At 72.9% G+C, this 19,980-nt stretch carries 17 protein-coding genes and 2 pseudogenes; 7 read left to right on the top strand and 12 right to left on the bottom strand.

The window, feature by feature from the left end:
- Nucleotides 1-158 (bottom strand): annotated as a pseudogene (locus tag KVT45_RS56575) (esterase); the annotation flags it as partial.
- A 330-nt stretch (nucleotides 159-488) separates the two neighbouring features.
- On the opposite strand from KVT45_RS56575, the gene KVT45_RS29895 reads away from it, so the two are divergent.
- From KVT45_RS29895 to KVT45_RS29875, 5 genes are all read left to right on the top strand, one after another.
- The gene (locus tag KVT45_RS29895) at nucleotides 489-2,360 is read left to right on the top strand and encodes an amidohydrolase (protein WP_254647552.1); all 1,872 of its coding nucleotides are present in this window, start codon (nucleotides 489-491) and stop codon (nucleotides 2,358-2,360) included.
- Between the two features lie 123 nt (nucleotides 2,361-2,483).
- Nucleotides 2,484-3,146: a hydrolase gene (locus KVT45_RS29890; RefSeq protein WP_217552213.1), complete on the top strand. Its 663-nt coding sequence runs from the start codon at nucleotides 2,484-2,486 to the stop codon at nucleotides 3,144-3,146.
- Nucleotides 3,147-3,203: 57 nt separating this feature from the next.
- Complete coding sequence (locus KVT45_RS29885) at nucleotides 3,204-3,728, top strand: DoxX family protein (protein ID WP_217552212.1); 525 nt, start codon at nucleotides 3,204-3,206, stop codon at nucleotides 3,726-3,728.
- On the top strand, nucleotides 3,709-4,449 hold the full coding sequence (locus KVT45_RS29880) for a YoaK family protein (RefSeq protein ID WP_217552211.1): 741 nt from the start codon (nucleotides 3,709-3,711) through the stop codon (nucleotides 4,447-4,449). Before KVT45_RS29885 ends, KVT45_RS29880 begins: the two co-directional genes overlap by 20 nt.
- Entirely contained in the window at nucleotides 4,446-6,056 is a 1,611-nt protein-coding gene (locus tag KVT45_RS29875; RefSeq protein WP_217552210.1) for an MFS transporter, read from the top strand. The genes KVT45_RS29880 and KVT45_RS29875 overlap by 4 nt, the downstream gene beginning before the upstream one ends.
- A gap of 189 nt (nucleotides 6,057-6,245) precedes the next feature.
- On the opposite strand, the pseudogene KVT45_RS29870 reads toward KVT45_RS29875, so the two are convergent.
- From KVT45_RS29870 to KVT45_RS29855, 4 genes and pseudogenes are all read right to left on the bottom strand, one after another.
- A pseudogene (locus KVT45_RS29870) lies at nucleotides 6,246-6,686 on the bottom strand (thiamine pyrophosphate-binding protein); the annotation flags it as partial.
- Nucleotides 6,687-6,808: 122 nt separating this feature from the next.
- Nucleotides 6,809-7,147: a GNAT family N-acetyltransferase gene (locus KVT45_RS29865; RefSeq protein ID WP_217552209.1), complete on the bottom strand. Its 339-nt coding sequence runs from the start codon at nucleotides 7,145-7,147 to the stop codon at nucleotides 6,809-6,811.
- Between the two features lie 452 nt (nucleotides 7,148-7,599).
- A complete protein-coding gene (locus KVT45_RS29860; protein ID WP_217552208.1) occupies nucleotides 7,600-8,247 on the bottom strand; it encodes an FMN reductase in 648 nt (215 codons plus the stop codon).
- The gene (locus tag KVT45_RS29855) at nucleotides 8,244-9,332 is read right to left on the bottom strand and encodes an LLM class flavin-dependent oxidoreductase (protein ID WP_217552207.1); all 1,089 of its coding nucleotides are present in this window, start codon (nucleotides 9,330-9,332) and stop codon (nucleotides 8,244-8,246) included. The genes KVT45_RS29860 and KVT45_RS29855 overlap by 4 nt, the downstream gene beginning before the upstream one ends.
- 200 nt (nucleotides 9,333-9,532) lie before the next feature.
- Here KVT45_RS29855 and KVT45_RS29850 point away from each other — a divergent pair, with 200 nt between their 5' ends.
- Both KVT45_RS29850 and KVT45_RS29845 read left to right on the top strand, forming a co-directional pair.
- Nucleotides 9,533-10,504 (top strand): hypothetical protein, encoded by a 972-nt coding sequence (locus KVT45_RS29850; RefSeq protein WP_217552206.1) that lies wholly within the window; start codon nucleotides 9,533-9,535, stop codon nucleotides 10,502-10,504.
- Nucleotides 10,505-10,527: 23 nt separating this feature from the next.
- Nucleotides 10,528-11,031 carry a MaoC family dehydratase gene (locus KVT45_RS29845; RefSeq protein WP_217552205.1) on the top strand — a complete coding sequence of 168 codons (504 nt, stop codon included), beginning with the start codon at nucleotides 10,528-10,530 and terminating at the stop codon, nucleotides 11,029-11,031.
- A 106-nt stretch (nucleotides 11,032-11,137) separates the two neighbouring features.
- On the opposite strand, the gene KVT45_RS29840 is transcribed toward KVT45_RS29845, so the two are convergent.
- From KVT45_RS29840 to KVT45_RS29810, 7 genes are all read right to left on the bottom strand, one after another.
- Nucleotides 11,138-12,634, bottom strand: a complete 1,497-nt coding sequence (locus KVT45_RS29840; RefSeq protein ID WP_217552204.1) for an ATP-binding cassette domain-containing protein — start codon at nucleotides 12,632-12,634, stop codon at nucleotides 11,138-11,140.
- Nucleotides 12,631-14,340: an ATP-binding cassette domain-containing protein gene (locus KVT45_RS29835; RefSeq protein ID WP_308310902.1), complete on the bottom strand. Its 1,710-nt coding sequence runs from the start codon at nucleotides 14,338-14,340 to the stop codon at nucleotides 12,631-12,633. The genes KVT45_RS29840 and KVT45_RS29835 overlap by 4 nt, the downstream gene beginning before the upstream one ends.
- Complete coding sequence (locus tag KVT45_RS29830) at nucleotides 14,337-15,599, bottom strand: cytochrome d ubiquinol oxidase subunit II (protein ID WP_217552203.1); 1,263 nt, start codon at nucleotides 15,597-15,599, stop codon at nucleotides 14,337-14,339. Before KVT45_RS29830 ends, KVT45_RS29835 begins: the two co-directional genes overlap by 4 nt.
- On the bottom strand, nucleotides 15,592-16,953 hold the full coding sequence (locus tag KVT45_RS29825) for a cytochrome ubiquinol oxidase subunit I (protein WP_217552202.1): 1,362 nt from the start codon (nucleotides 16,951-16,953) through the stop codon (nucleotides 15,592-15,594). Before KVT45_RS29825 ends, KVT45_RS29830 begins: the two co-directional genes overlap by 8 nt.
- Nucleotides 16,954-16,974: 21 nt before the next feature.
- A complete protein-coding gene (locus KVT45_RS29820; RefSeq protein ID WP_254647517.1) occupies nucleotides 16,975-17,862 on the bottom strand; it encodes a glyoxalase in 888 nt (295 codons plus the stop codon).
- A gap of 107 nt (nucleotides 17,863-17,969) precedes the next feature.
- Entirely contained in the window at nucleotides 17,970-18,953 is a 984-nt protein-coding gene (locus tag KVT45_RS29815) for a helix-turn-helix domain-containing protein (RefSeq protein WP_217552200.1), read from the bottom strand.
- Nucleotides 18,947-19,975 (bottom strand): helix-turn-helix domain-containing protein, encoded by a 1,029-nt coding sequence (locus KVT45_RS29810; RefSeq protein WP_217552199.1) that lies wholly within the window; start codon nucleotides 19,973-19,975, stop codon nucleotides 18,947-18,949. The genes KVT45_RS29815 and KVT45_RS29810 overlap by 7 nt, the downstream gene beginning before the upstream one ends.
- Nucleotides 19,976-19,980 lie beyond the last annotated feature (5 nt).

Genomic DNA, 19,980 nt, shown 5'->3' with positions numbered 1-19,980 from the left:
GCCGGCTTGGCGATCTCGCCGGACTGCACGTCGTCGACGGCCTTGCGGCCGTCCGCCGGGGCGAGGTCGAAGAGGTAAGGCGGGTTCGCGGTGGCCTCGGCGAAGGCCTGGGCGGCGGGTTCGAGCACCGGCTCGACGGGCGTGAACGCCTCGGACATGCGAGTCTCCTGGGATTGCGCGGGGCACACCGGTCGGTCCGGCGCCGCCGCGGCCCACCGTAGGAGCGCTGTGCGCCGGGCAGTTGCCTCCGAGCGCACTCCCGGCGACCCCGCAGCGCACGTGCGGACGCGGTGCGGGGCAGCGCACCGCGGGGCCGGTGCGACGGTGCACTGGGCGGCCGGTGCGAGTGCGCGCACAGGACACACCGCCGCGGGGACCGGACCTAGCGTGACGGCTCGGCGGTCGCGGTTCGCCGCTGATTCGACGGCGAGCAGGGACCCCGGCACCGCAATTCCCATCCCGGAGGGGGTCCCGCAAGCGTGTCCTCAATGCCGGTCGGCGGTCTGGTTCCTCAGGCCGCCGACGATCCCGCAGACCTAGTCGTCCGCAACGCGAAAATCCACACCGGCGACCCGAACCGCCCGCATGCGGGGGCGATCGCCGTCCGGGACGGCGTGGTCACGGTCGTCGGCGACGACAAGGACGTGGCCCCGCACATCGGTTCGGCCACCAAGGTCGTGGACGCGCTCGGGCGGCGGGTGATCCCGGGGCTCAACGACGCCCATCTGCACGTGATCCGCGGCGGGCTCAACTACGTACTGGAGCTGCGCTGGGACGGCGTGCCCACGCTGCGCCAGGGCCTGGCGATGCTGCGCGAGCAGGCCGCCCGGACCCCGAAGGGCCAGTGGGTGCGGGTGGTGGGCGGCTGGTCGGCCGAGCAGTTCGCCGAGCGACGGCTGCCGACCGTCGCCGAGCTGAACGCGGCCGCCCCGGACACCCCGGTGTTCGTCCTGCACCTGTACCAGTCCGCCGTCCTCAACCGGGCGGCGCTGAAGGCCGCCGGATTCGACAAGGACACCCCCGACCCCAGGGGCGGCCAGATCGTGCGCGGCCGGGACGGGGAGCCGACGGGCATGCTGCTGGCCGCGCCCAGCGCCCTCATCCTCTACTCGACGCTGGCCAAGGCGCCGGTGCTGGGCGAGGAGCACCGGAAGTCCTCGACCCGGCATTTCCTGCGCGAGCTGAACCGGTTCGGACTGACCTCGGCGATCGACGCGGCGGGCGGCTTCCAGAACTTCCCCGAGAACTACGGCACCGTCATCGAACTGGCCGAGGCCGGTGAGCTGTCGCTGCGCATCGCCTACCACCTCTTCCCGCAGACCGCGGGCCAGGAGGTCGCCGACCTCACCCGCTGGATCGAGATGGCGGACTACGGCGACGGCGACGCATGGCTGCGGCTCAACGGCGCGGGCGAGAACCTCACCTGGACGGCGGCCGACTTCGAGAACTTCAACCAGCCGCGTCCCGAACACGACGACTACGAGCCGGAGTTCGAGAAGGCGGTCCGTCTCCTCATGGAGAACGGCTGGGGGTTCCGGCTGCACGCCACGTACGACGAGACCATCCGCCGGGATCTCGCGGTCTTCGAGAAGCTGGCCGCCGAGGGCCTCTTCCCGGCCGGGAACCGGTGGTTGTTCGACCACGCGGAGACCGTGTCGGCCGAGAGCCTCGACCGCGTGGCCGCGCTCGGCGGTGCGCTGTCCGTGCAGAACCGGCTGTCCTTCCAGGGCGAGGCCTTCCTGCGCCGCTACGGCCCCGGTGCCGCCGCCGACGCCCCGCCGATCCGGGAGATGCTGGAGCGCGGGCTGACCGTGGCCGCCGGCACCGACGCCACCCGGGTCTCCACCTACAACCCGTGGATCGCCCTGCACTGGCTGATCAGCGGGCGCAACGCCGGTGACCTCGTGCTCCGCCCCCGGTCCAACCGTGTCGACCGGCAGACCGCCCTGCGCATGTTCACCCGGGCCGGCGCCGAACTGACGGGTGAGGAGGGGGTCAAGGGGATCCTGCGCCCGGGCTTCTTCGCGGACCTCGCGATCCTCTCCGACGACTACTTCACCGTGCCCGAACCGGAGATCGCCCACATCGAGTCGCTGCTCACGGTCACCGGCGGCCGGATCGTCTACGCCGCCGGCGAGTACGAGGGCCTCGACGAGGAGCTGCCGGCCCTCACCCCCGACTGGAGCCCGGTGGCGCACTTCGGCGGCTACCAGGCGGCCCCGCGCGGACTGGCGGGCGTACGCCAGGCGGAGGCGCTGGGCGAGGCCGTCGCCGAGTCCGAGCTGCACCGCGCCTGGCGGGTCCGGCGCGGCCTGATCCCGGACGGCGCCGCCACGCCGTCCGACCCCTGCTTCCTCTGAGACTCCCGGACTCCCGGACTCCCGGACTCCCGGACTCCCGGACTCCCGGAAGGAGGACGGCACTTGATCCTCCTCCTTCCGGGTCGCCATCCCGCCCTTGTTCCCTGAGAAAGGTTCTTCGTCATGGTCGACATCGCCCAGGTGACCGCTGCCCCCAGCCCCGACCTCCTCACCCCCGACAACTGCGCCGTGCTGTTCGTGGACCACCAGCCGCAGATGTTCTTCGGCACCGGCAGCGGCGACCGCACCGCGATCATCAACTCCACCCTGGGGCTGGCCAGGGCCGCCAAGGCGTTCGGTGTGCCGGTCGTGCTGAGCACCGTGGCCGCCGAGTCCTTCTCGGGCCCGATCATGCCGCAGCTCGCGGACGTCTTCCCCGGCCAGAAGATCATCGACCGCACCACGATGAACGCCTGGGAGGACGCGGCGTTCGTCGAGGCCGTCAAGGCGACCGGCCGCGAGAAGCTCGTCATAGCCGGTCTGTGGACCGAGGTGTGCGTGGTCCTGCCGGTGCTCTCCGCCCTCGCCCAGGGCTACGAGGTCTACGTGGTCGCCGACGCCTCCGGCGGCGTCACCCCGCAGGCCCACGAGCACGCCGTGCAGCGCATGGTCCAGGGCGGCGCCGTGCCGGTCACCTGGGTCCAGGTGCTCCTGGAGCTCCAGCGCGACTGGGCCCGCACGGAGACGTACGAGGCGGTCACGAACGTGGTCAAGGAGAACGGCGGCGCCTACGGTCTCGGCCTGGTCTACGCCCAGACCATGATCGGCGCCCACGAGGCCGGCTGAGCGGACGTCACGACCCGAGTCAGGAACAGGCAGGAAGAACAGGAAGAACAGGAAGAAATGGACGCTGGACTGCTGGTCCTCCGGCTGCTGGCGGGACTCCTCATCGCCGGCCACGGAGTACAGAAGGTGAGCTTCCGCCTCGGGGGCAAGGGCTTGGCGGGCGGAACGGAGGAGTTCCGGCACGACGGTTTCCGCGGCGGCCGGCTGACCGCGGTCGTGGCGGGCGGCAGCCAGATCGGCGCCGGCCTGTTCCTGGCCGCCGGGCTGCTCACGCCGCTGGCCTCGATGGCCGCGATGGGCGTGATGACGGTCGCCGGGACGGTCAAGTGGCGCAAGGGCCTGTGGGTGCAGAACGACGGGTACGAGTATCCGCTGGTCCTCGTCGTCATCTCGGTGGCCCTGGCCCTCACCGGGCCCGGCCGGTGGTCCGTCGACCACGCGCTGGACCTCACCCCGTGGCCGCTGTGGCTCGTCCTCGCGGCGATCGTGATCGGACCCACGAGCGGGCTGCTCACCCGCGCGGTGCTGCACCGCACCCCCACCGCGCCGGAAGGAGCGCCCCGTGCGCAGGCTGCTGACTGACGCGGTCCACACGCTGGTACCGCCCCGGGACGACCGGCACGGCCCGCTGCCTCCCCTGCTGCTGACGTTGACGGTGGTCACCGGGCTGGTCGACGCGGTGAGTTATCTGTCCCTCGGGCATGTCTTCGTCGCCAACATGACCGGCAACGTGGTGTTCCTCGGCTTCGCGCTGGCGGGCGCCCCGAACCTGTCCGCGCTCGCCTCCGTCGTCGCCCTGGCCGCGTTCCTCGTCGGGGCGCTGGCCGGCGGACGGCTGGGCACCCGGTTCGCCGCGCACCGCGGGCATCTGCTGAAGAGGGCGACGGCCCTGCAGACTGTCCTGGTCGCCGTCACGGTCACCGTCATCGCGGTCGCCGACGGGCGGGTCACCACCGGCGTCCAGTACACGCTGATCGTGTTCCTCGGGCTCGGCATGGGCCTGCAGAACGCGGTCGCCCGGCGCCTCGGCGTCCCCGACATGACCACGACCGTGCTGACGCTGACCCTGACGGGCCTGGCCGCGGACTCCGGCCCGGCGGGCGGTGCCGCGCCCCGGCCGGGCCGCCGGATTCTGTCCGTCCTGGCCATGCTGCTCGGTGCGTTCGCCGGAACCGAACTCCTGCTCCACGGCCACCTGGTGCTCACCCTCGGTCTTGCCCTGCTGCTCCTGGCCGTCACCTCCCTGACGACGCACCGCCTGTCCGCCGGCGATGCCGCCTGGACCCGGTCGGGATCGGCATGAGCACCGCGCCGGCCGACTCCCCCTGGGCGCCCCTCGCGGCCCGTGTCTTCCGGGCGCTGTGGATCGCCCAGCTGGTCTCCAACATCGGCAGCTGGATGCAGACGGTGGGCGCCCAGTGGCTGCTGGTCGGGGACAGCGCCGCGCTGGTGACGCTGGTGCAGACGGCCGCCAGCCTGCCCGTTGTCCTGCTGGCGCTGCCCTCCGGGGTGATCGCCGACCGGTTCGACCGGCGTGCGGTGCTGGTGACCGCGCAGTTCACGATGCTCGCGGTGTCCGGGGCGCTGGCCGCGCTCGCCTTCCTGGACGCGCTCTCCCCGACGGCGCTGCTGCTCCTGACCTTCCTGCTGGGCTGCGGCACCGCGCTGATGGGCCCGGCCTGGCAGGCGATCCAGCCGGAGCTGGTGGAGCGGGAGCGGCTCGGTCAGGCGGCGGCGCTGGGCGCGGTGAACATGAACCTGGCCCGCGCGGTCGGTCCGGCGCTCGGCGGGGCGGTGGTCGCGGCGGCGGGCGCGGGCTGGGTCTTCGCCTTCAACGCGGCGTCCTACCTGGGTATCGCGGCCGTCCTGCTGCTGTGGCGCCGCCCCGCCGCGGCCGCCGCCCCGCCCGCCGGGAACGAAGGGCTGCTGGCCGCCCTGTACGCAGGCCGCCGCTACGTCTGGAACGCGCCCGGCGTCCGCCGGATCCTGCTGCGCACGCTCCTGTTCATCCCCGGCGGCGCCGCCCTGTGGGCCCTGCTGCCGCTGACCGCGAGCCGCTCCCTCGGCCTCGGCTCGGGTGGCTACGGACTCCTCCTCGGGGCGGTGGGCGTCGGCGCGGTCGGCGGCGCCTTCCTGCTGCCCCGCGCCCGTCGGCTGCTCGGCGCCAACGGCACCCTCGCCGTCGGCGCCCTCGTGTTCGCAGCGGTGCTCGTGGCGCTCGCCACCGTCCACGTGGCGTGGTTGGCCGCGCTCGCCCTGCTGCCCGCGGGCCTCGCCTGGATCGCCGTACTCTCCACGCTGAACGCGGCCGTGCAGACCCGGCTCCCCGGCTGGGTCAGGGCCCGTGGCCTCGCCGTCTATCTCCTGGTCTTCCAGGGCGGACAGGCGCTGGCCGCGCCCCTGTGGGGTGCGGTGGCCGACTGGCTCGGGCTGAGCGCCTGTCTGCTGATCGCCGGCGGCGCCATGCTGCTGAGCGCGGCCAGCGTACGGCGCTGGCCGCTGCGCGATGCCGAGGGCATCAACCCCACGCCCTCCGACCACTGGCCGGCGCCTCCCCTGGTGTTCGCACCCGGGGAGGCCGACGGCCCGGTCCTGGTCTCCGTCGTCTACCGCGTCCCGGCGGACCGGCAGGCCGAGTTCACGGACCGGATGCATCGCGTGGCGCGCTCCCGGCGCCGTACCGGAGCCCTGTCCTGGGGCCTCTACCAGGACGGCCACGACCCGGAGCGGTTCGTCGAGAACTACCTCGTCTCCTCCTGGGCGGAGCACCGGGCCCAGCACCACGTCCGGCTGACGGCCACCGACCGCCGGTTCGAGGAGGAGGCCCGCGCACTGCTCATCCCGGGCACCGCGCCCGAGGTGACGCACGCCTTCGACACCTCGGGCGGACCGGCGGTGGTGCCGCGCTGAGCCCTCAAGGGCGGGGAATGTTGCGGAGGTTGGCCCGCGCCAGGTGGACCATACGGCCGACTCCGCCGCTCAGCACCGTCCGGCTCGCGGAGAGCGCGAAGCCGCTGATCTGCTCGGCGGTGATCTTCGGCGGGACGGCGAGGGCGGCGGGGTCGGTGACGACGTCGACCAGTGCGGGTCCGTCATGGGTTGAATCGCCGTCTGCACCACGCGCGGCATCTGGCGCGGCGAGGAGATCAGCTCCGAGTAGTGGCTGCACTCGGCGAACAGCCGGTCGGGGTGGGTCTCCTGGAAGTAGCCGGTGCCGATCTGGCCGCTGGGTATCTGGGCGGCGAGGGCCAGCACCGGGGCCATCGAACGGTGGGCGTCGTACAGGCCGTTGATCAGGTGCAGGTTGCCCGGGCCGCAGGAACCGGCGCAGGCGGCGAGCCGACCGGTGAGCTGGGCCTCCGCGCCGGCCGCGAACGCCGCGACCTCCTCGTGGCGGACCTGGATCCACTCCACCGTGTCATGGCGTCTGACCGCGTCGACGACGGGGTTCAGGCTGTCCCCGACCACCCCGTAGACACGGCGCACGCCCGCTCGCGCCATGAGGTCCACGTACTGCTCCGCGATGGTCGGCCTGGCCATGCCGCTCCTTCGCCTCCGGCGGCGCGACGGGAGCCGCCACGCCGCCGGTCACGGTAAGGGCCAGGGGCGAACCGGAGTTGACCATCAGCGCACCGGATCACTTCCGGCAGCGCAGGTCACGCTCAGTCGAGTTCGCCGCGCAGCCACTGCCGTACGTCGGGGGTCACCGGGTCGGCCAGATCGGCGAACTCCTCGTGCTTCTGGAGGAACCTGGCCACGTACGTGCACACGGGTACGACGCGTTTCCCGCCGGCGCGGACGTCGGTGAGCGCCTCCTCGACCAGCCGGCCGGCCAGGCCCTGTCCGGCGAAGGCGTCGTCGACCTCGGTGTGGTAGAAGACCCGCTGGTCACCGTGGTCGCGGTAGGCGGTGAGGCCGGCGCGTTCGCCGTCGACCAGGATCTCATAGCGGCTCTTGGCGTCGTTGTGTACGACGACGGGGGTGGTGGCGGGCCGGTTCATCGGATTCCCTTCATCGCTGTCTTTTTCATCGGTGGCGCCCTCGGTTCCCAGCTCGGCTCGATCGCCTACCGGTCCGGGGGCTGGAGCGCGGTCAGCGTAGGGCAGCGAGGGCCGTTTCCATCGCGCGGTGGAAGGTCGGGTACGTGTAGATCATGTGCCGCAGCCGCTCGACCGGGACCTCGGCGTGGACGGCGACGTTCAGCCCGTACAGCAGTTCGCCGCCGACCGGCGGACGGTCCGTGTCCGTGCGTGCACCGCGGTCGTCCCCAGAGCGAACCGGGTGCGCTCAGGGGTGCGGGCGCAGATGGAGTTCCCGCCCGGCTGGGCCGTCCGGGACGCGGCCGCGTCCGAACCGGTCCGGGGCGACCTCGGGGTCTGCATCATGCCGCCGGGCGAGCCCCCCGCGGCCGTCTCGGCGCTGCTGCGTCACATCACCCGGAACGAGTTCACTCTCAGTCGAACCGCAGATCGGACAGCTGCCGTTCGAGGGCGGTGATCTCGTCCCCTGGCTCCGGATCCGCCGGCCGGGCGGCCATCAGGGCACCCAGTTCGCCGCCGGCCCGGCGGATACGCTCGGGCAGCCCCTCGGCGTACGTGTCGCCGCCGGTCCCCCAGTCCTCGGACGCCGCGTACACGCCGGTCGGTACGACGACGGCGCGCAGGTGGGCGAAGAGCGGACGCAGCGCGTGCTCCAGGACCAGGGAGTGCCTGGCGGTCCCGCCCGTCGCGGCGACGAGGACCGGCCTGCCACTGAGGGCGCCGGGGTCGATCAGGTCGAAGAACGACTTGAACAACCCGCTGTAGGAGGCGCTGAACACCGGGGTCACGGCGACCAGGCCATCGGCGCCCGTCACCGCGTCGATGGCGGCGGCCAGCGGGGGCGGCGGGAAGCCGGTGACGAGGTTGTTGGCGATGGCGACGGCCAGTTCGCGCAGCTCGACGACGCGGCTCTCCACCTCGTACCCCTGCGGCCCGAGTTCGTCGTGGACCGCCTCGGCGAGCCGGTCCGCGAGCAGGCGGGTGCCGGACGGGGTGCTCAGCCCCGCCGACACGACGACGAGCCGCACCGGGCGACCTCCGGCCGGGACGGTGGGACTCATGCGGCGGCCTCCTTCCGTGCGGCGGCGACGAGGGAGGCGTGGCTCGGTGCCGCGGGCACGTCCGCCGGCCGCCCGGCCGCGGACTCCTTGCGCAGGACGGGTACGACCTCCTCGCCCAGGATGTCGATCTGCTCCAGCACGGTCTTCAGCGGCAGCCCGGCGTGGTCCATCAGGAACAACTGCCGCTGGTAGTCGCCGACCGTCTCACGGAAGGTCAGCGTCCGCTCGATGACCTGCTGGGGAGAGCCCACGGTCAGCGGCGTCTGCTCGGTGAAGTCCTCCAGGGACGGCCCGTGCCCGTAGACGGGCGCGTTGTCGAAGTAGGGGCGGAACTCCCGCACGGCGTCCTGGGAGTTCTTCCGCATGAACACCTGGCCGCCGAGCCCGACGATCGCCTCCTCCGGCCGGCCGTGGCCGTGGAAGGCGTACCGCCGCCGGTACAGCTGGACCATGCGCCGGGTGTGGTCGGCCGGCCAGAAGATGTTGTTGTGGAAGAAGCCGTCGCCGTAGAAGGCCGCCTGCTCGGCCATCTCCGGGGACCGGATGGAGCCGTGCCAGACGAACGGGGGTACGGCGTCGAGCGGACGGGGCGTGGAGGTGAACCCCTGCAGCGGGGTGCGGAAGGTCCCCTCCCAGTCGACGACGTCCTCGCGCCACAGGCGGCGCAGCAACGCGTAGTTCTCCTTGGCGAGGTCGAGGCCCCGCCGGATGTCCTGCCCGAACCACGGGTAGACGGGCCCGGTGTTGCCACGGCCCAGCATGAGGTCGACCCGGCCGTCGGCCAGGTGCTGGAGCATCGCGTAGTCCTCGGCGATCTCCACCGGGTCGTTGGTGGTGATCAGCGTCGTGGCGGTGGAAAGGACGATCTTCTCGGTGCGGGCGGCGATGTGGCCGAGCATCGTGGTCGGGGAGGAGGGCACGAACGGCGGGTTGTGGTGCTCGCCGGTCGCGAAGACGTCGAGGCCGGCCTCCTCCGCCTTGAGCGCGATGGCGACCATCGCCTTGATGCGTTCGTGCTCCGAGGGCGTACGCCCCGTGGTCGGGTCGGTCGTCACGTCACCGACTGTGAAGATGCCGAATTGCATGGGTTTCTCTTCTTCCGGCGAGTTGCGTCGCGCATGCGTGGGATGCGCGGAACGCTAGCCGCCGCCCGTCCGGCCGCCATGACCGTGCGCGCGCCGCGACAAGCCCTCCAGTGCCCTGCCGCCGGGCCCTGGCGCTCCGCGGCGCGACGCCGTGCGCCACGAGGCATGCCGCCGGGCCGTGCGTGCCTACGGTCGGGGCCATGCAGCTTCGCAGAGTTCTTGCCGCCGCCGTGGTGGGTACCACGGCACTCGCCACCACGATCGCGAGTACGGACGCGGCCCTCGCGGCCCGGCCGCCACTGACGTCGACGTCCTTCGTCGCCCACCTCGACCTCGCCGCGGGACAGCAGCCCGAGAACCTCACCCTGCTTCCGCGCGGTGCCGCCGCGGTCACCTTCGCCTTCTCCCGCCAGGTCGCGGTGATCGAACGGACCGGCGTGGTCCGCGTCCTCGCGACCCTGCCCGCGCCGCCGGTGGACGCCCGGACGCCCGTGCTCGGGTCGCCCTTCCTCGGCGTCATCGTCCAGGGCCGCGACCACGCGCTCTACTTCCTCTACGCCACCGGCACCGACGACCTCACCGGCGTCTGGCGGCTGCCTCCCGGCGGCAGCCCGGAGCGCATCGCGGCGCTGCCCGCCGACGCGCTGCCCAACGGCCTGGCCCTCGACCGGTCGACCGGGCAGCTGTACGCCGCCGACTCGGTGCTCGGCAGGATCTGGCGGATACCCGCGACCGGCGGCACCCCTGAGGTGTGGGCGACCGGCTCCGCCCTCTCCCCGGCCGGTTTCCTGGGGGCCAACGGCGTCAAGGTGCATGACGGAGCCGTGTGGGTGAGCAACCTCGACGACGGAACCCTGCTGCGCATCCCGGTCCGCCGCGACGGCACCCCGGGCGCGATCCGCACCGCAGCGACGGACCTGACCGGCATCGACGACTTCGCGTTCACGGGCCGCGGCGACCGGCTCCTCGCGGCGCTGAACGCCGGCAGCGAGGTGGCCCTGGTGTCCGGGAACGGCGGCCGCACCGTCGTCCTCGACCACACCGACGGCCTGCAGAACCCCACCTCCGTCGCCGTCCGGGGCAACAAGGTGTACGTGGCCGACGCCGCCTATGTCACGCAGCAGGACCCCAACCTCCTCACCACCCGCCTCCACTGCCCGTCGTCCCGCTGACCCGACCCGACAGAGGACGTCCCATGAGCTCCCCTCGACCCGATTCCGGCGAGACCGCGTTCGACCCCGAGCGGTTCCTCGTCGTCCCCGCCCGGACTTTCGGCGAACTGAAGGTCGGCGAGGTGTTCCGCGCCCCCAGCCGGACCCTGACCGACGCCCACGCGGCGGCCTTCCAGACCGTGTCCGCCGACAACCATCCGGTCCACTACGACGCCGAGTGGGCCCGCCGACATGGCCACAGCGCCCCCGTGGTGCACGGCCTCCAGGTCCTCGCCTTCACCGCACCGGGCGCGACCCTGTTCCCGCACGTCATCGGCGAGGTCTTCGTCAGGTTCACGGAGCTGTCCTGCACCTTCACCGGCGAGGTGCACTCCGGGGACACGCTGTATCCGGCGCTGACCGTCATCGCCCTCGAACCCGCCGCGGACGGCAGCGGCACCGGGGTCGTCACCGCCGCGGCCACCGTGCACAACCAGCGGGGCGAACTCGTCCTGTCGGGGCAGCACAAGTACCTGCTGCGCTGCTAGGCGCTTGCGGAAACGGCGCAGGGAAGGCAAGCGGCCCCGCGCCCGCCTGTGCCGGCTCGGAAGTCGTCGGACTCGGGGATCACGTGCATCGCGGCCTCCTCGCCGGTCATGCGCGCTCCATCGTCACCCGGGCCATCAGTTCGATCCGGCCGTCGACCGGAAAGGGCAGGAGGTCGAGGTCGCGGTCCGGCAGTGCGATCACGAAAGCGGTGGCGGGAAGGGCGGAGCGGACGGCGCCCAGGACGCGGCGGGCGGTGGCCCGGTCGAGTCCGGCGGTCGGCTCGTCCAGCAGCAGGACCGGCGGATCGCGCAGCACGGCCCGCGCCAGGGCGAGCCGACGGCGCTGGCCCTGGGAGAGCCGGCCGCCGTTCGGGCCCACCGGGAGGTCCGGCGGGATGTCGTCCAGGGCGACCAGGGCCAGCACCTCGGCGAGCCGTTCCGGGTCCGCGTCCGGGGCGGCCAGCCGCAGGTTCTCGGCGACGGTCGCGTCGGCGAGCCAGTCCTCGGCCTCGACCAGGGTCAGGTCCCGCGAGGTCGAGTGACCCGCCAGCCGACCCAACAGCGTGGTTTTCCCGCTGCCGTTGGGTCCGGTCACCAGGGTGATGGTGCCGGGCTCGGCATCGAGGGTCACCGGTGTCTCCCCCGCCGACCGGTCACGGACGGCGTTCAGCGGGGCCAGCCTCCGCGCCGCGGCACGCGCCCGGCCGTACGCGGGAAGAATCCTCGGCAGTCGCTCGACCAGCTCGTAGCCGGCGGCGACCAGCAGGACCTCTCCGATCGCGGCGGACACGGACTGCGCCGTCGCCGCGAGGTCCAGGGCGAGGGCCAGGACGAGACACTGGCCGAGCGCGCCGAGCAGGCGGAGGGCCAACTGCCCGGCCCGCGACGCCCGTCGGGTGTCCTCGTCCGCGCGATGGGCGCGCTCCATCGCCTCCCCGATCCGGGCCCGGGCCGGCGGCACCGCGTCCAGACAGATCAGTTCGGGCAACGCGTCCCGGGCGCCGAGGAGTTCGGTCCGTACCGCGGCCCGCTCGCGCGCCGACCGTCGCACCGCGTCCTCCGCGCACCGGTGCGTCGCCGCGGCGGTCGCGGCGGCGAGCAGGAACACCAGCAGCTCCGCCGCGCCCAGCCAGGCGTCGGCGTGCCACAGCAGCCCGGTCACCACCGCCGCCGTCACCGCCGTACTCGCCAGGGGGGCCAGGACGTCGGCGGGGAGCGCGGCGACGGTCGTGACGTCGTCCGTGAGCCGGCCCAGCAGGGCTCCGTCCCGCAGCGCGCGCAACTGCCGCGCCGGAAGGGCCGCGGCACCGCGCACCAGCCGGGCCCGGAGCGCCACCGTGGCGTTGAGCAGGACACGGTGGCTGACCAGGCGCTCCGCGTAGCGCAGCCCCGTGCGTGAGAGGGCGAGGGCGCGGACGGCGCCGGACGGGTACATCCACGACCACGTGGTGTCGGCGCGTACCGTGACCAGGGCGCACGCCGTGAGGAACCAGCCGGACACCCCGAGCAGGGTGGCGGCGGACAGTTCGGCTGCGGCGGCGAGGAGCAGGCTGTGGAGCAGGTCGCGCCGTCGTACCGCCGTTCTCAGCAAGCGCAGTGTCATACGAGCCGTCCCTGCTCCAGGGTGATCACCCGGTCCCCGAGGGGAAGGAGGGCCGGGCTGTGGGTGGCCAGCAGGACGGTCCGGCGCCGGGCCAGGCGGCGCAGCGCGTCCGCCACGGCCGTCTCGGCTTCGGGGTCGAGATGGGCCGTCGGCTCGTCCAGGCAGAGCAGCGGCGCGTCCCGCAACAGGGCACGCACGAAGACCAGTTGCTGCGACTGGCCGGAGGAGAGGCCGGAGCCGCGTTCGCCGACGGGTGTGTCGAGGCCGTCGGGCAGCGCGGCCGGCAGGCCGCCGAAACCCAACTCCTCGAAGGCGTCGAGAAGTTCGGAATCATCGGCTTCCGGCCGGACCAGCCGGAGGTTCTCGCGCACGCTCCCCGGAAGCAGGAAGCCCGGCTGACCGACCCAGGCCACGTGTGCGGGAGTTGCCCTCTCGTGCCCGTGCCGGACACTGCCCCGGTCGGGCCCCAGCAGGCCCGCCGTCACGGACAGGAGCGTGGACTTGCCGGCGCCGCTGGGGCCGGTCACGACGACGAACTCCCCTGCCCGGATGTCGAATTCGACCCGGTCCAGGGCGGGCCGCGCCCGTCCGGGACGGATTACGGACACCTCGCGGAGGCGGACGGACAGGGGCGCGGCACCGCGGGCGGCCGGTCGGGAACCGGGTTCGGGAGCCGAACCCCGCATCGCCCCGGCGATCAGGTCGGCCGCGGCCGCCGCCTGGGCGCGGGCGTGGTAGCCGCGGGCCAGTTCGCGGGCGGGCGCGAAGTAGGCGGGCGTCAGGGTGAGGACGAACAGGGCCGTGGCCAGGCTCATGTGGTCCGGTACGCCGGGCAGGCGCAGGTAGTCCAGGAGCACCAGGCCGCAGTAGGTTGCGACGACCGCGAGGGTGCCCGTGATGAGCAGTTCCACCCAGGCGGTGGACAGGAAGGCCACCCGCAGGACGAGGGTGGTGCGGCGGGCGAGTTCCTCGTCGTCCCGGCGCAGGGCCCGCGCCGCCTCCTCCTGCGCGCCGAGTCCGACCAGGGTGGGCAGCCCGCGCAGCTGGTCCAGGAGTCGGCCGTGCAGGGTGCGGACGGCACCGAGCTGGGCCTGTACGGCGGCCTTCGTGCCCATCCCGATGACCTTGAGGTTGGCCGGCAGCAGCGGGGTGGCCAGCACCAGCAGGAGGGCAACGAACCAGCTGCGCAGGGCGATGGCGGCGAGGACGACTCCGCTGCCGAGCAGCATGGCGCGGCGGGCGGGGACGTAGTCGGTGAGCCAGTCGTCGAGGCGGGCGACCTCGGCGTCCAGGGCCTCGGCGTAGGCGATGTCCGCGAGTCCCCGGCGCGGTGCCCGCCCCGGCAGTGCCGCGCGCAGGACGCGGGCGCGCAGCGCGGACCGTACCCGGGCGGCGCCCGTCGCCGCCGCCCGGTCGGCCGCCGCCAGCAGCGCGGCGCGCAGCGCCAGGCCGCCGGTCACGGCCCCGGCGGCCGGTGCGACGGCCGCCGGAACGGTGTGCAACTGCTGTGTTTCGAGCCCGCGTTGGGCGGCCCAGCCGAGGCCGGCCGCCCAGATCACGGTGCCGAGCTGGGCGAGGCCGCGCAGGGTGCCCGCTCGGTGCAGCTCCGGTTCGCCGATCCGTGCCCAGGCGTGCAGCCGACGCATCGAGGCCCGTTCGCCGTCGCCGTCGGCGAGCTCCGCCACCAGGTCCGCGGTGTCGGTCACGGGCGCTCGCCGCCGGGCAGGTCGTACTCGCCGAGCCGGTGGGCCCTGCGGTCGCCGAGAATCCAGGCGACGAGCGCGGTGCCGGACAGCAGAGCGATGCCGAGCGGATCGACCCACGTCGACTCGCCGCCGAAGACGTCCTGGGAGACGGCCGCCAGCAGGATGCCGAGCAGGGTCAGCAGAGTCCGGCGGACGATGACGACGGCCCGGGACTCCGGCCGGGGCGTGACGGGCTCGGCCGTTCCGTCGTCCGGTGCCGTCGTGGGCGGCACCGGCCGCCCGCTCTCCCGGAACTTCCCCCGGAAGACCCACCAGGCATAGATGTTGTAGGCCAGCACGAACGGCATGCACAGCCCGACCCCGACCACCAGGAACACCTGCGAACCGTGCGGGCTGGACGCCTCGTGCAGGGTCAGGGACGGCGGAACGACGACCGGTACCGTCGCCGCCACCAGCGCCAGCAGCCCCGCGGCCTCTGCGCCCAGCACCGCCGCGAACGGCCGCCAGTCCGGGCGCCGTCCGAAGCCGTACCAGGCGACCGCGCCGCAGACCGCCGCGGCGGCCACGGCGAGGCCGAAGAGCGTGGCGCGCAGGGGCTGTTCGAAGGGGAAGTACTGCGGGTCGGCGACCTCCAGGCCGAAGCCGAGGGCCAGCGCGGCCACGGCGGTCGCGCCGAGCAGCGGACGGCCGAGCCGGCCCGCCCACTCGTGGGCCGTGCCCTCCGTCTTGTCCTGGAGCCAGGCGGCGCCCGCCAGCAGGTACACGCAGACCAGGCCGAGCGCGCACAGCACGCTGTAGGGGGTGAGCCAGGCCAGGGCGCCGCCGGTGAAGTGGCCGCCCCGCTGCGGGAGTCCGGACAGGACCGCGCCGATCACCAGGCCCTGGCCGAGGGTGACGGCGAGGGAGACCCCGCCGAAGAGGAGTCCCCAGCCGCGCCGGTACGTGCCGGACGCGCTCTGGAACTCCAGGCCCATGCCGCGCAGGATCACCGCGAACAGCATGGCGATCATCGGCGGGTACACCCCGGGCAGGACGGTCGCGTACGCCCCGGGCAGTCCGGCCCACAGGGCCACGCCGGCCAGGATGATCCAGCTCTCGTTGGCGTCCCAGGCGGTGGCGACGAGCTCGTTGTACTCGCGGCGCCGCCGCTCGCTGCGGTCGAAGAGGCTCAGCATGCCGACGCCGAGGTCGTAACCGTCCAGGACGACATAGGCCCCGAGCGCCAGCAGGACCAGGGCGTAGGTCAGGTACTCAGGCAACGGGGGCCTCCGGCGCGGGAGTTCGCAGGTCCGTGACCGGTTCCGGGCCGGCCTTGACGGTGCGGACGATGTAGCGGATCCAGATGGTGAGCAGGGTCGCGTAGAGGAGCACGAACCCGGTCAGGCTGAGGGCCGCCTCGGTGAGGCTGAGGTGGGAGACGGCGTCGGCGGTGCGCAGCCTGCCGTAGACCACCCAGGGCTGGCGGCCGGTCTCGGCGGTGATCCAGCCGCCGGTGATGGCGATGATCCCGGCGGGGGTCATCCACACCAGCCAGCGCAGGAAGCGTGGGGAGGTGAACAGGCGGCCGCGCAGGCGGAGGACCAGTCCGGCGAGGGCGGTGGCGAACATGGCGAGTGCGGTGAAGTACATGGCCCGGAATCCGTAGAAGGCGCTCCACATGTTGGGGCGTTCGTCCGGTGGGGTCTGCAGCAGGCCCGGGACCTTGGCCTGGCCGGTCAGGTCGTGGCCGATGACCGCGCCGAGATGGGGTATCTCGATACGGAGGTTGTTCTTCCCCTTGCTCGTGTCGGGGATGACGACGAGGTTGTAACCATCGTTGTCGGTCTTCCAGTTGCCCTCGAATGCCTGCAGTTTGGCGGGCTGGTGCCCGCCCATGAAGACGGCGGTGGCATCTCCGACGTAGAGCTGAACGGGCATCAGGATCGCGAGCACGCCCAGGGCCACGGACAGGGTGCGCCGGGCGAACGGCAGGGCGGACGCCCGGCGTTTGACCAGGTACCAGGCGCTGATGCCGGCGACGAACCAGGACGCGGAGATCAGGACGGCGATCAGCATGTGCGGGAAGCGGTAGCTGAACGCCGGGTTGAGGAGCACCTGCCACCAGTCGGTGACCTGGAACTGGCCGTCGACCTCCGTGTATCCGGCCGGGTCCTGCATCCAGCTGTTGGCGGAGAGGATCCAGGTGGTGGAGAGCAGGGTGCCCCCGGCCACCATCCAGGAGGCAAGGGCCATGGTGCGGGGCTTCACCCGGCCGTCGCCGTACAGCATGATCCCGATGAAACCGGCCTCCAGGAAGAAGGCGGTGATCACCTCCATGCCGATGGTGACGCCGATGACCGGGCCGACTGCATGGGCGTAGATGCCCCAGTTGAGGCCGAACTCGAAGGTCATCACGGTGCCGGCGACCACGCCGAGGCCGAAGCCGACGGCGAAGATCTTCTTCCAGAAGCGGAAGATCTGCAGGTAGAGCGGGTTGCCGGTGCGGACGTACACGGTGTAGGCGACCGCGAGCAGCAGGGACAGGCCGACGGTGAGCGCCGGGAAGGTCATGTGGAAGATCGCCGTGATCGCGAACTGCCAGCGCGACAGCTCCACGACGGAGAACGAGGCCAAGGTGGGCTCCAGGAGGGTTGATCAGAGGTCGCTGCCCTGGTGCAGTTCGGCCACGTAACCGCCGGGGAACTGCACCATCGCCGAACCCGCGGTCGGTCCCCGGAGCACCGTCGCGCCCGCCGTCCCGGCCTTGCGCAGGGTCGCCGTGAGGTCCTTGACCGAGTAGCCGGTGGTCTCCCGTCCGAACGGGTAGGGCAGGTGGCCGTCCGTGACGCTGACGACCGTGTTGCCGAACGGGGAGCGGAGGGCGATACGGCGGTAGGTCTTCCCGGGCAGTCCGAGGTCACCGCCGTCCGCCGCGCGGTCGTCGGAGACGATCCGGCCGCCGGTGAAACGCTGATAGGAGTGGAGGAAGTCGGTCACCGAGTCCGGTGTCAGATAGACGCGGTTGTCGGGCACGGTCTCCGGGGGCGGGTACGACGGGGCCTTGGTGTGCCAGTACAGCTGGGCGTTGATCCCGCCCGGGAACTGGATGACCGTGTCCTTGCCGATCGGGTCGTCGAACGGCGCTACGACGACGTCCGCACCGCTCTGCCGGGCCAGCCGGACGCCGCGGTCGAAGTCACTCATGAGCCAGCCCGTCCGTTCGGTGCCGAACGGATAGGGGACGGGCGTCTTGAAGTCGAAGACGGACAGCGTGCCGACGGGCGAGAGCACCAGTTCCGACTCGGCCTGGCTGGGCGTCGGCGTGACGTCGGTGACGACCTTCGTGGTGTGGGTCCCGCCGAAGGTCGCCAGCCAGCTGTCGGCGAAGGCGTCCTCCTTGCCGGGGGTGACATAGACGTGTGTGGAGTCGTACTGGGGGCCGACCGCGGTGGTCGAGGCGCGGACGGTGCTCTGGGCCGGGGACGGCGCCCCGGCTCCCACCACGCTCAATGCCACCAGCAACGCGGGGAGTGTCCGTGCCATCGCCGTGCGCCTCATTCTCGCCCCTTTCTGCGGGAAACCCCGGTGGTCCGAAAGGTAGGCGGCGCGGGCAGGTGCGATCAGTCCCAGAGCGTCCCGGGTGTGGGCTGTCAGGGAACAGCCCGCGCTCTCGCTTTCCCTCCGGCCGCCGTCCGTCGCCACTGCGCCGGTGACATCCCGTACGTCTCGCGGAAGGCCCGGCTGAAGTGGGAGGGGCTGGTGAAGCCCCAGCGGGCGGCCACCGCGGCGATCGGCCGGTGGGCGGCGCCGGGCCGGGCGAGTTCCTCGTGGGCCGCCTCCAGCCGGCGGGTGCGCACCCAGGCGCCCACGGTGGTGCCCTGGCGCTGGAAGAGCCGGTGCAGATAGCGCAGCGAGATGGTGTGCTGGTCGGCGATGTCCTGCGGGGCGAGCCCGGGTTCGCCGAGCCGGGTCCGGACGGATGCGGTGATCCTCTCCCACAGGGCCGACTCGGGCTGTCCGCCGATGCGTTCGAGGGCCATGGTGGCGAGGATCTCCGCGATGGTACGGGCCAGTTGTTCGCGTCGGGGCAGGCCGGGCCGGGAGACCTCGTCGACGAGTCCGTCGAGCAGGGGCAGCAGCAGGCCCGCGGCTCCCCCGTCGGCGCCGTCCACCACGGTGGCCGTGAGGGCGTGCAGCTGCCGTTCCTCCAGGCGCAGCAGGGCGCGGGGCACCATGAGGATCCGTGCCCGCTGCCGCTCGGGGAGCACGATCCGGAACGGGCGCCGGGCGTCGTGGAAGGCCAGGTCGCCGGGGCGGAGTTCGGCGGTGCGGCCGTCCTGGAGCAACAGGGCGGTGCCCTCCAGCTGGCGGCGCACCAGGATGTGGGTGCGCGGGTCGGCGGCCACCGAGCGGGCGCCGCGCAGAATCGTTCCGGGGCCGAACTCCTCGATGGCGATCTGGAGGGCGCCGAGGCGTTCCGCGGCCAGTTCGCCGGTCCACGGGCGGTCGGACTCCACGGTGACCTCGACATCCACGAAGGTCCGCGAGACGGCGCGCTGCCAGGCGGCGAGGCGCTCGCCGGGTGCCGGCTCCCGGGGGGCGCGGGACACCCCGGGGGCGTGGCCGGTCAGCATGGCACCCCGCCCGCGCGCACCCGGTCCAGCCAGTCCGAAGGCGACAGCCCGAAGGAGCTGCGGAAGGCCTTGCCGAACCCGGCGGGGCTGGCGAACCCCCAGCGCCGGGCGACCTGGCCCAGACTCACGGAACCCGGCGGCTGCGCGGCGAGCTCCTTACGGCACTCCCGCAGCCGCTGCTCGCGGATCCACCGGCACACGGTGCTGCCCTCGGCCTCGAACATCCGGTGCAGATAGCGGACCGAGATGCCGTGCACCCCGGCGATGACGGACGGGGTCAGGCCGGGGTCCGACAGGTGCCAGCGGATGTACGTCCTGACACGCTGCAGCAGGACACCGTCGGCGCCCGGCAGTTCGGCGGGGTCCGCCCCCAGCTGGTCCGCCGCCGTGGCGGCGACCAGGTCGATGACGCTCTCGGCCAGTCGCTCGGCCGTCGGTGTCGTGTACGACTCGGAGGTGTCCGCAAGCCGCTCCAACAAGGGCGCGAGCAGGGCGGGGAGCCCGCCGCTCGGGCGTATCGCGCGGCCGGTGAGCCGCCGCACGTCGGCCTCCGGGAGTTCCAGCAGCGGGCGCGGGACCGCGAAGATCTTCAGCCGGAAGCGTTCCGGGAAGGTGGTGCGGAAGGGGCGGAGGGTCTCGAAGAACCCGATGTCGCCGGTCCGCAACTCGGTGCTGCGGCCGTCCTGTTCGACCTGGGCCCGGCCGGCGCTCTGGACGGCCACGAAGACCTCGCGTCCGTCGCCGCGGGCGATGAAGCGCGGCGCCCGGTGGACGTGGCCGGGATCGGCTTCCACCGTGGTGATCTGCAGGTCCCCGAGACGGTCGGTGCGCAGGGTCGCGTCGTAGGTACGGCCTTCGGCGGCGATGTCCATCCCCACCAGGGTGTCGAACACGGCGTCGTGCCAGTACTCCAGGCTCTCGTCCGGCGGAACCGAGTGCGTGGTCAGCACCCTGGTCCGCCCGCCTGCCGAGCCGGTCGGACGCCGGCGTCCCTCCTCGTAGGAGTCGATCGCTGTTGGCATGCCGT

The organism is Streptomyces sp. GbtcB6 (assembly GCF_019091475.1).
GTDB lineage: Bacteria > Actinomycetota > Actinomycetes > Streptomycetales > Streptomycetaceae > Streptomyces > Streptomyces hyaluromycini.
This window is presented reverse-complemented; position numbering and strand designations above follow the sequence as displayed.

What these genes read in the sequence shown, in the direction of transcription:
- KVT45_RS29895 (WP_254647552.1), top strand. Translation starts at nt 489, where the DNA reads ATGCCGGTCGGCGGTCTGGTTCCTCAGGCCGCCGACGATCCCGCAGAC.
- KVT45_RS29890 (WP_217552213.1), top strand. Translation starts at nt 2,484, where the DNA reads ATGGTCGACATCGCCCAGGTGACCGCTGCCCCCAGCCCCGACCTCCTC.
- KVT45_RS29885 (WP_217552212.1), top strand. Translation starts at nt 3,204, where the DNA reads ATGGACGCTGGACTGCTGGTCCTCCGGCTGCTGGCGGGACTCCTCATC.
- KVT45_RS29875 (WP_217552210.1), top strand. Translation starts at nt 4,446, where the DNA reads ATGAGCACCGCGCCGGCCGACTCCCCCTGGGCGCCCCTCGCGGCCCGT.
- KVT45_RS29865 (WP_217552209.1), bottom strand. Translation starts at nt 7,147, where the DNA reads ATGAACCGGCCCGCCACCACCCCCGTCGTCGTACACAACGACGCCAAG.
- KVT45_RS29860 (WP_217552208.1), bottom strand. Translation starts at nt 8,247, where the DNA reads ATGAGTCCCACCGTCCCGGCCGGAGGTCGCCCGGTGCGGCTCGTCGTC.
- KVT45_RS29855 (WP_217552207.1), bottom strand. Translation starts at nt 9,332, where the DNA reads ATGCAATTCGGCATCTTCACAGTCGGTGACGTGACGACCGACCCGACC.
- KVT45_RS29850 (WP_217552206.1), top strand. Translation starts at nt 9,533, where the DNA reads ATGCAGCTTCGCAGAGTTCTTGCCGCCGCCGTGGTGGGTACCACGGCA.
- KVT45_RS29845 (WP_217552205.1), top strand. Translation starts at nt 10,528, where the DNA reads ATGAGCTCCCCTCGACCCGATTCCGGCGAGACCGCGTTCGACCCCGAG.
- KVT45_RS29840 (WP_217552204.1), bottom strand. Translation starts at nt 12,634, where the DNA reads ATGACACTGCGCTTGCTGAGAACGGCGGTACGACGGCGCGACCTGCTC.
- KVT45_RS29820 (WP_254647517.1), bottom strand. Translation starts at nt 17,862, where the DNA reads ATGGCACGGACACTCCCCGCGTTGCTGGTGGCATTGAGCGTGGTGGGA.
- KVT45_RS29815 (WP_217552200.1), bottom strand. Translation starts at nt 18,953, where the DNA reads ATGCTGACCGGCCACGCCCCCGGGGTGTCCCGCGCCCCCCGGGAGCCG.
- KVT45_RS29810 (WP_217552199.1), bottom strand. Translation starts at nt 19,975, where the DNA reads ATGCCAACAGCGATCGACTCCTACGAGGAGGGACGCCGGCGTCCGACC.